The sequence below is a fragment of the Sphingomonas sp. RS2018 genome (assembly GCF_054489605.1).
This window is the reverse complement of record NZ_JBTMWL010000001.1, coordinates 590,744-603,383: the sequence shown is the minus strand read 5'-3', so window position 1 is coordinate 603,383 and position 12,640 is coordinate 590,744. Positions and strand designations below refer to the sequence as shown.

Below are 12,640 nucleotides of genomic sequence, written 5' to 3'. Positions count from 1 at the left end.
GGGCGGGCCTGTTTGCAATTTCGGGGGGCCAGCGCCGACGTGTTCGTTCGCGCCGATCAGGGTCTGGGTGAAGCGGGCGGCGGCGCGGTGGCGTTGTCGTTCGGTCGTGCGCCCGTCCCCGCTGCACCGGCGGTCGACCGCCTGTTCCAGCGCGTCTCGCATCTCGATCTCGTACCGGATCTCGGCGCCGATATCGGCAGCCGCACGTGGTGGCGCGGGGCCGCGACCTGCACCGCGCTGATCGCGGCGACGTGGATGCTCTCGCCCGGCTTCTCGCGCCAGACCTACGCCATCGCCACGCCCGCCTTCACCGGCAGTGACCTTGACGAGGCGCGCGCGCAGGCGATCGCACCGCTGGCGCTGGGCGCGACGAGCGGCCATCGGCTGGCGCCGACCCGCGCGGTGGCGCTGCTGACCGATACGCCCGAGCGGCCGACGCTCGAACTCGCGGCGACGCTGACGTCGGGCAACGCGCTGCGTGAGGTGCTGGCGCGTTCCGGCGTCGGATCGAGCGATGCCGCGACGGTCGCCGGGCTGATCGCCGGGCGCATGGCGCTGGGCGAGCTGCATCCGGGCACGCAACTCGAACTGGTGCTCGGCCGACGCCCGGCGAAGGACGCGCCGCGCCCGCTCGAAAAGCTGTCGTTCCGCGCACGCTTCGACCTCAGCATGCAGGTCGCGCGCGATGCCGGCGCGCTGACGCTCGCGGCGATCCCAATCGCGATCGACCATACGCCGCTGCGCATCCAAGGCCGCGTCGGACCTAGCCTCTATCGCTCCGCGCGCGCCGCGGGAGTGCCGGCCAAGGCGGTCGAGGCGTTCCTGCGCTCGGTCGCCAGCCGCACCCCGGTCAGCCGGATCGGCGCGGACCAGCAGTTCGACGTGATCGTCGAACGCGCCCGCGCCGCCACCGGCGAGGTCCAGCTGGGCAAGCTGCTCTACGCCGGCCTGTCGGGCGCGGGCAGCACGTTGCAGCTCGTCCGGTTCGAACAGGGCGGCAAGGACGGCTGGTTCGACGCCAAGGGCGTGGGCGAGCGCACCGCCGGCGGCGCGATGATGCCGGTCGCCGGGCGGCTGACCTCGGGCTTCGGCATGCGCCGCCATCCGGTGCTGGGCATCGCGCGGATGCACAAGGGTCTCGACATCGCCGCCCCTTCGGGCGCGCCGATTCGGGCGCCGATGGACGGTGTCGTGAACATGGCCGGCTGGGCCGGCGGCTATGGCCGGTTCGTGAAGCTTGGCCATGCCGGCGGCCTCGCCACCGGTTTTGGCCATATGAGCCGGATCGCGGTGTCGAGCGGCCAGCGTGTCAGCAAGGGTCAGGTGATCGGCTATGTCGGGTCGACCGGCCTGTCGACGGGACCGCACCTGCACTACGAGCTTTGGAAGAACGGCGTGCCGAGCAATCCGGGCAAGGTGACGTTCGAAAGCGTTCAGCGCCTGTCCGGCGGCGCACTGAATGCGTTCAAGAGCCGCTTCGCCAGGTTGATGGCGGTTCCCGCGGCCGACTGACCGTCGCCAGCGTACGATGCGTTGCTATCGGATCAATCGGTAAATAGTTTGTCACATGTTGCCCGTACGTCGGGCGATGTCGGGGATGCGCGGCGGCTTTGGGCTAAGTCCGGCGCCATCCCCGGCAACTTTTCCCCGGCATTGGACCCGAACCCTACGGTACGTCGCCGTACACGCCCGCGCGATGCGCATACGGGGAGGTGGATCGGGCATTTTTCTTAAGGAATGTCGCTCGCGATAGCGTTGTCGCACGCTTAGTGGCTGCGGCTTCGGCGGCCCGGGGTGGGCGGCCGTTCAAGGTCCAAGCCATCATGAAGAAGCTACTCGCCGTTGCCGCGGCGGTCCTTTCGTCGGCCGTTCCGGTCGCGGCGATGCCCGAATTCACGAGCTGGGCGCTGATGCTGTCGGGATGCGGCGGAGTGGTGTTCATGGTGAGCCGTCGTCCGCAGGCGGCCGCTCGCATCCGCTTCGCCTGATCCCGGCGCGTCGTGCGGCCGGGGCGCCGCGGGGCTCCATGGGACCCGCGGCGCCTTCACGCGTTACGCGCGCTCCATTCCTGATTCCGGACAGCCAATTTGATCGAAAGCGGTAGCCTGACGCCGGGCATCGATGCGTCCATGTTCGCCCTGCCCGCCGGGACGGCGCTGCGCTACGAGCGCCCGGACACCGCGCTCGGCCCCCTGCTGCCGGGGTATGCGGTGCTCGATTCGGACCCGGCGGTGTGGACAGGGCCGGACAGCTGGGTGCTGCCGGGTGGCCCGCGCATCTGGATCGTGCTCACCGACGCGCCGATCACCGTCAGCGTGCGCAACCGGCCCGCGGCGGCGCTGGGTGCCGCGATGATCTTCGGCGGCAGCAGCCGAGCGATGCCGGTCACCTCGCAGGGTGGAGTCAGCGTGGTGATCGACATCAGCCCCGCGGGCTGGGCGCGGTTCTTCACCCATCCGGCGGAGGACGTGCGCGATCGCGTCACGCCGCTCGACCGGCTGATCGATACCGACTGGACCAACGATCTGATCGCGCTGCTCCACGCCTCCGACCGGGCGGCGCAGGTGAAGCCGCTGCTCGACGCCTTCTTCGCCGAACGGCTGCCCGCGGCGGGCCCTGACGAGGACGTCGTCCGCCGGATCGACGCGGCGCTGTGGGACGATGCGCTGGGCAGCAGCGCGGCGGTGGCCGAAGCGGTCGGCCTGACGCCGCGCGTGCTGCTGCGGATGACGACGCGCTACTTCGGCTATGGCCCGACGTTGCTGCGTCGGCGCACGCGGTTCCTGCGCGCGCTCACCGCGATGCTGATCGGGGACGCGCCGGGCGATGTCGCCCGCGTACAGGCGGGCTATTACGACGCGACGCATTTCCTGCGCGACGCCAACGACTTCCTGGGGCTGACGCCGCGACGGTTCCTGGCGATGCCGATGCCGTATCTGCGTGCGGTACTGCGCGCGCGGATGCTGGTGATGGGTGCGCCGCTGTCGCTGCTGGACCGGCCAATGCCGGCGCCGGCCGGGGTCAGCGTCCCTGCGCTCGCCACCGCTTGATCGTCCGGGTCAGGATCATGTCCTCACCCCCCGTCTCGCGCCACAGTTCAGAGAACAGCGGATCACCCGACGCCGGGCGCTTCGATTCCTCCAGTGAATCGAACAGCACGCGGATCGGCGTCGCGACGCCCTCCCCGCAGACGATGCATTCGCGGTTCCTGAGCGCCGGGATCGAATCGAGGAACCCACGCGCGCCCTCGGGCATCGCCGCGCGGACATAGGCCTGATCCCGGTCATTGTTCAGACGCATCGAAATAATGGTGCCGCACTGGGAGAGGACTCCCTCTGCCAGGTCCGATGGTCGCTGGGTGATGAGGCCGAGGGAGACGCCGTATTTGCGCCCCTCCTTCGCGATGCGGCTGAGGATGCGGCCGACCGACGAGCCGTCGGCGTTGCGCTCGTTGGGGACGTAGCGGTGCGCCTCCTCGCAGACGAGCAGGATCGGCCGCTGCGGTTCGTTACGTGCCCAGATCGCGAAGTCGAACACCATCCGGCTCAAGACCGCGACGACGACGCTGGTGATCTCGCTCGGCACGCCCGATACGTCGATGATCGAGATCGGCTTGCCGTCCGCGGGCAGGCGGAAGATGCGCGCGAGGAAGCTCGCCATCGTGTCGGCGACCAGCATGCCGGAGAACATGAAGCCGTAGCGCGGATCGCCCTTCACCTCCTCGATCTTGGTCTTCAGCCTCAGATAGGGGGCGGTATCGCCGGCGCGGTCGAGCTTGCCCATCTCCAGCGAGATGAGGTTCAGCAGGTCGCTCAGCAGATAGGGAATCGGCGAATCGACGGTCAGCTTGCCGATCTCCGGCGCCAGTCGGCTCTTGCCCTTGGCCGCCAGCAGGCATTTGGCGAGGATGTCGCCGTCGATCTGCCGATCGGAGCCCGAGGTGGTGACGAAGACCTCGCAATGCTCCTCGAAGTTCATCAGCCAGTAGGGCATCTGCAGGTTCGAGACGTCGAAGACCTCGCCCGTCGTCCGGAACGCGGCGCCATATTCCCCGTGGGGATCGATCATGACGATGTGACCCTGGGGGCTGAGTTCACAGATACGGTGAAGGATCAGCGCGGCGGCGGTGGACTTGCCGGTGCCGGTGGAGCCGAGCAGCGCGAAATGCTTGCCCAGCATCGCGTCGACGTACAGCGCGCCGCGGATGTCCTTGGTCGGATAGACGTGGCCGATCTCGACATGAGCGCGGTCATCAGCGGCGTACATCTGCTTCAGGTCGCCGGTCGATACCGGGAAGACCGCGGTGCCGGGCGTCGGATAGCGGGTGACGCCGCGGCGGAAGCCGTAGAGCTTGCCGGTCAGCCGCTCCTCATCGCCTTCGCCGAGGAAGTCGACCTGCGCGATCACGGTGTCCTGATGCGTTTCCGACAGGCGCAGCGAGCGGACATTGGCGACCAGCCACGTGCCGCCGACGCGCATCTTGATCTGGCTGCCGACCTGCCCCGCATTCGCGATCGCGGCATCGCCGTCGTCGGTTAGCGCGTTCATGGCGAGCAAGTCGAGGAAGACGTGGCTCGACGACCCCGAAATGTCGAACACCGCGCCGATCTGGCGCCCCGCCAAAAGGCCATGGGCGATCGCGCCGCCGCCGCCCACCGGCTGCGCCGTATCGAACGCGTGTCGCTGGCTCATGTCCATGCAAGGCAACCCTTCTTGTCCAGCGTCGACCCTTGGCGCGACAAGACTTAAGATTGGGTTCGCTTGTCGTTCAGAAACGGCGCGCGACGGCCCCTGCCCCCCAGCCGAACGCGACCGACATGGCAACCGCGACCAGCCCGTAGAGGAATGACGCGCGGTCGGCAGAGGCGGCGACGAAGCGTTCGAATCCCGCCTTGCGGATCGCGATGTCGCGCGTCGCCGCGGCGAGCACGCGACCGTCCTGAATCAGGAAGGTTTCCGCGGTGAACTTACCCACCGGCACGCGCGCCGGGATCGAGACGCGGGCGCGGTAGAGCACGCCGTCGGTGATCTCGACCGCCGCCGGATCCTCGTAATAGAGACCGTTGCGCTTCATCAGATCGACAAGCCCTGCGTCGAAGCGCGCCTGTTCGGCGGCGACCGCACCGCTGGCGGGCGACAGCTGCAGGCTGGAGAGGCCGAGTTCGTAGATCGCGCGGGTGCGTTCGTCGACGATTGCGGAGACGGGGCGTGACGAGGCGATGGCGTAGAAGCTGGGGGCGGAGCGATAGCGGGTGCGATCGGCGTTGACCCAGATGCCAGCGACCTTTTCCTTTTCGCGCACCAGGATCGACTGCGCCGGCCCCTTCACCACGACGACGATGTCGGTGCGGCCGCTCGGGCGGGCATCCGGGTATAGGATCGCGCCGAACAGCAGCAGGTCCGCGCCTGTGAAGGAATAGGCGATCTCGATATCGCGCTGCGAAACGTCCGGCACCAGCGTCGGCTTGGCGGCGCCGAGCAGCAGCGGCGCGGCGGCGAGCGCGACGAGCGCCCTCACGAAAGCTCGACCGTGTAGATCTCGTCCGGGCGCCACGCGAGGCCGAGCAACATGCGGATCGCGACGAGCAGCACCATCACCGCCAGCGCGAGACGGAGATATTCGGGCTTCATCCGGCTGGCGAGACGCGCACCGACCTGCGCGCCCGCGACCGATCCGATCAGCAGCAGCGCGGCCAGCACGATATCGACCGCCTTCGTGGTGAGCGCATGGGTCATCGTCGCGGCGGCGGTAACGAACAGGATCTGGAACAGCGAGGTGCCGACGACGACGCCGGTCGACATGCCGAGCAGGTAGATCATCGCCGGCACCAGCACGAAGCCGCCACCCACCCCCAGCAGCACCGTCAATATGCCGACCAGGAAACCCAGGATCAGCGGCGCGAGCGGCGAGATGTAGAGGCCCGAGCGATAGAAGCGATAGCGCAGCGGCAGCGCGGCGACGATCGGATGATGGCGGCGCTTTCGCGGGCGCGGCGCGCGGCCGGCACGCGCGTCGCCGATCGTCGCGAGCGCCTCCTTCAGCATCAACCCGCCGATCGAACCGAGCAGCAGGACGTAGAGGATGCCGATGACGGTATCGATCTGGCCGCTGGCCTGCAGCAGGCGGAAGATCCCCGCCCCCGCCACCGCGCCCAGCACGCCGCCCGCGACCAGCACCACGCCCATCTGCACATCGACGCCGTCGCGGCGATAATGCGCGATCGCACCCGACACGCTGGCGCCGGTCACCTGGCTGGCGGCCGAGGCGGCGGCGACGGTTGGCGGGATGCCGTAGACGATCAGCAGCGGCGTGGTCAGGAACCCGCCGCCGACCCCGAACATGCCGGACAGCAGGCCGACTCCCCCGCCCAGCAGGATGATGACGAGCGCATTCACCGACAGGTTGGCGATCGGGAGGTAGAGGTCCACGCGGTGTCCCTAGCCGGTTTGGCTAGTGTGACGAAAGGGGCGCTTAGAAATCGCTGCCGAGCGTGAGCGCTGGTCCGGAGCCCGGGCGCGCGTTGCCGGCGATGCGCTGGCGCCAGTCGAGCGATGCGCGGATCGTACTCCGGCCGACCGGCACCCGCGCACCAAGACTGGGGCCAGCGTCGATGCGGGCGACGCCACGCTGTGCCCCGCCCCACACACCGGCACCGATGTCGATCGTAGTCCCGCCGATCCGTGCGACCGGGCGTGCGGCGCGCAGCGCGGCGTCGACATAATGGTCGGGCGTGGTGCGGAAGATGGTGCCGGCCTGTGCATAGCCGTCCGCGCGGAAGCCGGCGATCACGGACAGGTCGGAGACGCCGCCGCTGACTCCGATCGCCGGCCCGCCGCGACCGCCGTCCAATGCGATGCGCTGTTCGGCGACGAAGCGCAGCGCGCCGCCTGCCGGTCGCCAAGCGATGCCGAGCGACGCCTCCCGTCCCGTCCCCGCTGCGGGCGAAGCCAGCCGGCCGGTCAGCGCGATATTGTGGCCGAGCGCATAGTCGACACGCACGCCCGCCTGGGTACCGCCGAGCTGCGGCGCGCTAAGGCTAGAGCCGGACGCAGTGCCGTCGCGCGCGATCAGCCAACTGCTGACCGACAGCCGCGAGCCGGGCGATGCGGGATTATTCTGCGGCTGGGGCGCGGGCGCAACCGTGGCGAGGACGGGTGTCGGTGTCGGCGTCACTGCTGGCCCATCGGCGATGGGCCAAGTCGCGACTGGGGGCTCGATCGCTGCCAGAAGCACGACCTCGGCGACGATCGGTGTGGCGATCGGCTGTTGGCGATGCACCGGCGGCGTCCGGGCGATGCGTGGAGCGAGAGCGATCGCGGGCAGAGACTCCGCCTGGGCCGTGAAGGACGGCAAGGCGCGCCGGATCGCCTGCGGCAGCGATCCCGTGTCGTGCCACAGCACGAACACGCGAGCGGCGATCCAGCCGACCGTCACCAGCGAGAGAAAGCGGATGGGACGGCCGCCGCCGGTCACGCTGCGCGCTCGGGCTCGATTGGGAACTCGTGGTCGGTCTTGTCCCAGGTCGGCGGCGCGCCGCGCAGCATCGTGACGTAGCGGACGAGTGCGCGGCGGGCCGCCATCATCGCGACGATGTTGCCGACGACCATGCGCGGCATCGCGCGCAACCCCTCCGCCATGCCGTAACCTTGCGCGACGAAGGCGAAGCGCATCGCCATCCGCCATAGCAGGAACAGGCCGTTGACCGCCAGCAACAGCGCGAGCGTGCCCTGCGGCGGCTCCACCCGACCGGGCCACACCAGCGTCAGCAGCAGCGCGAGCGCATAAAGGAAAAGCGCGCCATACGCCGCCAGCAGCACGATCATCGCCAGCGGCGCGCGGCGGTCGCGCATCCGCATCCACCACTCGCCGGGATGGTGGCTGCTGCCCCAGCCGGTGCGGTCCCAGCCGGCGAGCGCAATGCCGATCATCCAGCGCGCCTTCTGTCGCACGGCCGCATCCCGGGTTGACGGGAAATAGGCGTGGACCGCGACGGGTTGCCCGCCGGGACGCTCATCGACCAGCGCGACGGTGGTGCGCCCGCCGACCGCGCGGATCGTCAGGCCGAGTTCGTAATCCTCGGTCAGGCTGGTCGCGTCGAACGGGCGGCCGCCGCGCAGCGCCGCGATCCGGTCGATCACGTCCCGGCCGATCGCACAGCCGACCCCCGCCAGCGGCACGCCGGCGCCGACCGCTTCGCGCACCAGCAGCGCCTTACCGTGCGATTCGGCGAATTCGTCGAGGTAGGTGCCACCCACCAGATGGGCGCCTGGGCGGGCAAGCGGGGCGACCGGCAGTTGCACCGCATCGGCGCGATCGAGGGCGTCGTCGTAGAGGCGCAACTCGCCCGCATGGACGACGTCCTCCGCGTCATGGAGCACGATCGCATCGAAACGCCGGCCTCGCTCTTCCTCGGCGATCAGTGCGGCCCACAGTGTGTTGAGGCAATCGGCTTTCGTGGTCGGGCCGGCACGGTTGCCGACGATCAGGCGGACACGCCCGTCCTCCGCCGCGACCCGCTCGACCGCCGCAATGGTGGCCGTATCGTTAGGATAGGCGCCCGCGAACACGGCCAAGTCGGCTTCCGACAGTCGCGCCATCGTGGTCCGCAGCATCGCGCCGATAACCGCCGACTCATCCCAGGCCGGCACGAATATCGCAAAGCGTCGACGCGGCGCCGGAAGGTCGGCGAGCGAGCGGCGGACCTCGCCACGCCAGCGCCGCCGCATCGCACGAACGCCATGGATCATATCAATGACCAGATCGTCGATGCCACCCACCAGCAGGCCCACGCCCGCGAACATCGTCAGTTCGCGAGCGGCGATCGCCACCGCTTCGATGATCCACCCCGGTTCCAGATTGCCCCCAATCCGGAGCAATGTTTGCCTATACTACGATCTGTGACAAGAGCATCTGTCCAGAAGATTCCCCGAAACGGCGGGGCCGGCGGAACCATCCGGCGCCGAGCGACGACCAATATCTGTCCGCGTTACGCTTTCGTGAATAGTTGCCCGAACCATTCCCCTGATCGCGCGTTGCGCAAAATGGTCCTTTCCCCTTTCGGGACCGGTGCTTCGGCACACGGCCGCGCCGACGCTTAACTGCGGCGCGGCCGATTTGCCCGAATCGCGGGCGCATCAAGATGATCGTAGGTACGAGGTGAACGACGACAGGTGGTGAGCGTCAGCCATCCCACGTCATGGGAATGACCGAAGCGTCTAAAGCAACCGAAAATATCCGCGCTTACGGCCCGTCGCTGCCGCCGCCACCCGCACCGCCGCCCATCGTGCCGACGGTGCCGATGTTGCCGAACAGGTCGGAGAAGAAGCCGCGCTCGCGGCCCAAGGTCGGCGTCTTCTTGTTCGACGGGTTGATCGCGACGACCTGTTCCAGCCCCATGCGGTCGATGTTGCTGACCGTGCCGGCGGCGTCGAAGCTCACGCGGATGGTGATCTGGCTCGACGGGCGCGGATTGTTGAAGGCGAGGTTGCGGGTGTCGCGCGCGACATAATACCATTGGCGATCGCCGAACTGGCCGGCAACGGTGGGCTGGCCCAGCGTCTGCGCCACGGTCTGGCGATTGTCGACGCCCGGCTGGACCGAGTTCACCAGATCGACGTCGACGATATAGCCCTGGTGCCCGCGCAGCGGCGTGCAGGCGGCGGCGGATACCGACGCGAGGATCAGGACTAGGGCAGCGGTACGACGCATTAAACTCTCCGCATCACGGGCAGGGTACTTCACGGCAGGGACGGCGAGGGAATTGCAACCGCGCCCGATCGCCTCAATATGCGCGAAGGTTGGCGGCGACAAGGCAGCGCCGGTTTTACGGGAATCGAACGATTTTGGCGGGCAAGGGTAACTGGATCGAGCGCATCTTCGGCCGCAAGGACGATGGCGCGGCGCTGTACAACGCGGTGGTCGCCACCGCGCGTGCGCCGCACTGGTATCTGGCGGGCGGGGTGGACGATGGCATCGACGGGCGGTTCGACATGATCGCGGCGGTGCTGTCGCTGGTGCTGCTGCGGCTGGAGCGGGAGCCGGGGGCCGAGGCGCTGGGCGTGGCACTCGCCGAGCGGTTCGTCGACGATATGGATCCGCAGCTGCGTGAGATCGGCATCGGCGACGTCGTGGTGGGCAAGCACATGGGCCGGATGATGAGCATGCTGGGCGGGCGGCTGGGCGCGTATCGCGAGGCGCTGGCGGACGGCACGCTGGACGACGTGCTGATCCGCAACCTGTATCGCGATCGTCAGCCCGCACCGGACGCGCTCTCGCATGTCCGGGGATCTTTGACCGATCTGGAGCGCGATCTGGCCGCGACCGAGCTGGATGCGTTGGCCGCCGGGCGGATGCCGGCATGACCGAGGCGTATGAATTCTCGCGCCCGCGCCGGCTGGATACGCTGGGCGAGGGATCGGTCGACACGGTCGTCACCGCCGATCCGGCCGAGCGCGCCGCGCTGGCGAAGCGATTCGCGCTGGTGTCGCTCGACCGGCTGGAGGCGCGCTACACCCTGCGCCGCGACGCCGCGGGCGTGCTCGCCACCGGGCGGCTGGAGGCGGGGGTGACGCAGGCCTGCATCGCCACGGGCGATCCGGTGAGCGCCAGCATCGACGAGGATTTCGCGATCCGCTTCCTGCCCGAGGGCGACGGCGACAATGTCGAGGAGGTCGAGCTGGATGCCGGCGACCTCGACACGATGTTCTATGCCGGCAGCGCGATCGATCTGGGCGAGGCCGCGGCGGAGACGCTGGCGCTGGCGCTCGATCCCTATCCGCGGTCGAAGGGGGCTGAGGAAGCGTTGCGCGCGGCAGGCGTGCTGAGCGAGGAGGAGGCGAAGCCCAAGGGCGCGCTGGCGGGCCTCAAGGACCTGCTGGGCGGCGGCGCGGGCGGATGATCGCAGGGTTCGCCATTGTCTTCCTGGCGGTCAGCCTGATCGTCGCGCTGTCGGTGCGGCCGAAGCGGGCGATCGTCGCGATCCCCGTCACGCTGATCGCATCGGCACTGCTGATCGAAGAGGCTGGCGTCGCACCGCGCATTGCCATCATGATCGCGCTGGTCGCGGCGATGGTGCTGGCGGTGTGGAACACGGGGTCGGCGACCTCCACGACAGCACCGCCCCCGGCCACCGCGGCGTGGGACCGGCTGGCGGCAAGCGCGGGCATGCTGACGCGCGGTCGCGTCGCTGCGGTGCGCCAGCGGCGCGATGCGCTGGTGATGCGCAACGACGACATCGATCCGTTCTCGACCTTCGGCGAGCTGCGGCTGAAGCTGGAGCGGCGCGTGCCCGAGCTGATCGACAATTATCTGGATGAGGCGGCGCTGGCGCCCAAGCTTCGTCGGCATGTGCTGATGGGGGAGTTGCTGGGCGAGGTGGAGCGTATCGTCGCGCGGGCGGAGGCGGTCGATCCGCTGGCGCTGGCGCGGGCGGATCGACGGAAGGCGCTGCGGAGCCATCTGGGGGGCGGGTCGGAGTCTTAACCTACGTTCGTGCTGAGCGAAGTCGAAGCACCTGCGTCCAGCCAAGCCCTTCGACTTCGCTCAGGGCGAACGGGCGAGAGTGAACGACCCTTCGGGGTCGCCCCGCCCCCGCCGCGCCAGCACCATCGCGCCGACGATACAGCCGCCGAACAGTGCCCCCTCCATCGCGGCCGTGACCAGCGCGGCGACCGTGCCGAAGCCGTCGCTCCCGAACGCCCTGCCGATCGCACCGATGCCGAGCCGCGATTCGGGAAAGGTGCGCGACAGCGTATCCAAGCTGCCCGCCATAAGCCGCCCGCCGGCCAGCGCGACCGCCACCGCGCCGGCCGCGCCCGATAGCGCGGCGAGCGCGACGCGGCGGGCGAAGGATGCGGGTCGATCGGCCAGCCACGCACCGACGCCGACCGCACCGCCGAGCACCAGCCCCTCCAACGCGCCGGCGATGTCACCGGGTGCGCGTCCGAGCAGCAGGGTAAAGGCGTCGAGCCCGAGCAGCTTCACCAAACCGCCGACGACGAGCCCGCCGATCGCGCCGCCGGCGATCCGCCACACCGGCCGTGGCGCCGCGGCGATGCCGAGGCTGACCCCCGCCCCGCCCGTCACCGCCGCAGCGATCGTCAGCCACAGCAGCACCAGCAGCACCGATGCGCCCCCTGCCCCGGCGTGCGCCGACGCGGCGGCCGATCCATAGACGATGCCGCCCGCTACGCCCGCCGCCCCTGCGCCGAGTGTGCCAGCGCCGGCGTCGAGCCATGTCGCGTGGCGACGCGAGGCTAGCGACCCGGCCGGGACATCGCCGCCATCGACCAGTTCGACCGGCGCGACGAAGCGGTAGCCGTGCTTGGGCACCGTCTCGATGAAGCGCGGCGCGGTGGCGTCGTCACCCAACTGGCGGCGCAAGGTTCGGATGCACTGGGTCAGCGCTTCGTCGGTCACCGGTACGCCGCGCCAGACGCGCTCCATGAAGCGGTCCTTGGACACCAGCCGCCCGGCCTCCTCGACCAGCAGCAGCAGCGCGTCGAGATAGCGCGCGTTCAAATCCACCGTAACGCCGCCGCGCGTCAGCGTGCGGTTTGCCCGGTCGAGCGCGAAGTCGACGAAGCGGAAACGGCCCTGACCCACGATTTCAGCGATTCCTCATGTCCCGCTCATGCCGCT

At 69.4% G+C, this 12,640-nt stretch carries 13 protein-coding genes; 6 read left to right on the top strand and 7 right to left on the bottom strand.

Features of this window, described 5'->3' with window-relative positions:
* The first annotated feature begins 39 nt into the window (after nucleotides 1-39).
* The 3 genes from ACX40P_RS03050 to ACX40P_RS03040 all read left to right on the top strand — a co-directional run bounded on the left by ACX40P_RS03050 (nucleotide 40) and on the right by ACX40P_RS03040 (nucleotide 3,050).
* On the top strand, nucleotides 40-1,512 hold the full coding sequence (locus ACX40P_RS03050; RefSeq protein ID WP_459124810.1) for a peptidoglycan DD-metalloendopeptidase family protein: 1,473 nt from the start codon (nucleotides 40-42) through the stop codon (nucleotides 1,510-1,512).
* A gap of 311 nt (nucleotides 1,513-1,823) precedes the next feature.
* Nucleotides 1,824-1,988: a hypothetical protein gene (locus ACX40P_RS03045; RefSeq protein ID WP_459124809.1), complete on the top strand. Its 165-nt coding sequence runs from the start codon at nucleotides 1,824-1,826 to the stop codon at nucleotides 1,986-1,988.
* Between the two features lie 99 nt (nucleotides 1,989-2,087).
* Complete coding sequence (locus ACX40P_RS03040) at nucleotides 2,088-3,050, top strand: helix-turn-helix domain-containing protein (protein WP_459124808.1); 963 nt, start codon at nucleotides 2,088-2,090, stop codon at nucleotides 3,048-3,050.
* On the opposite strand, the gene ACX40P_RS03035 is transcribed toward ACX40P_RS03040, so the two are convergent.
* The 6 genes from ACX40P_RS03035 to ACX40P_RS03010 form a co-directional block, all read right to left on the bottom strand.
* The gene (locus ACX40P_RS03035; protein WP_459124807.1) at nucleotides 3,022-4,698 is read right to left on the bottom strand and encodes an ATP-binding protein; all 1,677 of its coding nucleotides are present in this window, start codon (nucleotides 4,696-4,698) and stop codon (nucleotides 3,022-3,024) included. The two genes, ACX40P_RS03040 and ACX40P_RS03035, sit on opposite strands and share 29 nt — an antisense overlap.
* 70 nt (nucleotides 4,699-4,768) lie before the next feature.
* Nucleotides 4,769-5,518 carry a TIGR02186 family protein gene (locus ACX40P_RS03030; RefSeq protein ID WP_459124806.1) on the bottom strand — a complete coding sequence of 250 codons (750 nt, stop codon included), beginning with the start codon at nucleotides 5,516-5,518 and terminating at the stop codon, nucleotides 4,769-4,771.
* A complete protein-coding gene (locus ACX40P_RS03025) occupies nucleotides 5,515-6,429 on the bottom strand; it encodes a sulfite exporter TauE/SafE family protein (protein WP_459124805.1) in 915 nt (304 codons plus the stop codon). The genes ACX40P_RS03030 and ACX40P_RS03025 overlap by 4 nt, the downstream gene beginning before the upstream one ends.
* Before the next feature lie 43 nt (nucleotides 6,430-6,472).
* Nucleotides 6,473-7,474, bottom strand: a complete 1,002-nt coding sequence (locus ACX40P_RS03020; RefSeq protein ID WP_459124804.1) for a hypothetical protein — start codon at nucleotides 7,472-7,474, stop codon at nucleotides 6,473-6,475.
* Complete coding sequence (locus ACX40P_RS03015; protein WP_459124803.1) at nucleotides 7,471-8,829, bottom strand: glycosyl transferase family protein; 1,359 nt, start codon at nucleotides 8,827-8,829, stop codon at nucleotides 7,471-7,473. The genes ACX40P_RS03020 and ACX40P_RS03015 overlap by 4 nt, the downstream gene beginning before the upstream one ends.
* A 412-nt stretch (nucleotides 8,830-9,241) precedes the next feature.
* Complete coding sequence (locus tag ACX40P_RS03010; RefSeq protein ID WP_459124802.1) at nucleotides 9,242-9,709, bottom strand: outer membrane protein assembly factor BamE; 468 nt, start codon at nucleotides 9,707-9,709, stop codon at nucleotides 9,242-9,244.
* Nucleotides 9,710-9,843: 134 nt separating this feature from the next.
* Here ACX40P_RS03010 and ACX40P_RS03005 point away from each other — a divergent pair, with 134 nt between their 5' ends.
* The 3 genes from ACX40P_RS03005 to ACX40P_RS02995 are packed head-to-tail and all read left to right on the top strand — an operon-like array spanning nucleotide 9,844 to nucleotide 11,482.
* Complete coding sequence (locus ACX40P_RS03005; protein WP_459124801.1) at nucleotides 9,844-10,362, top strand: ubiquinol-cytochrome C chaperone family protein; 519 nt, start codon at nucleotides 9,844-9,846, stop codon at nucleotides 10,360-10,362.
* A complete protein-coding gene (locus ACX40P_RS03000; RefSeq protein ID WP_459124800.1) occupies nucleotides 10,359-10,898 on the top strand; it encodes a YceD family protein in 540 nt (179 codons plus the stop codon). The genes ACX40P_RS03005 and ACX40P_RS03000 overlap by 4 nt, the downstream gene beginning before the upstream one ends.
* Nucleotides 10,895-11,482: a hypothetical protein gene (locus ACX40P_RS02995; RefSeq protein ID WP_459124799.1), complete on the top strand. Its 588-nt coding sequence runs from the start codon at nucleotides 10,895-10,897 to the stop codon at nucleotides 11,480-11,482. The genes ACX40P_RS03000 and ACX40P_RS02995 overlap by 4 nt, the downstream gene beginning before the upstream one ends.
* Nucleotides 11,483-11,542: 60 nt before the next feature.
* Here the strand turns inward: ACX40P_RS02995 and ACX40P_RS02990 are convergent, their stop codons facing one another.
* On the bottom strand, nucleotides 11,543-12,604 hold the full coding sequence (locus ACX40P_RS02990) for a winged helix-turn-helix domain-containing protein (RefSeq protein ID WP_459124798.1): 1,062 nt from the start codon (nucleotides 12,602-12,604) through the stop codon (nucleotides 11,543-11,545).
* Nucleotides 12,605-12,640: the final 36 nt, after the last annotated feature.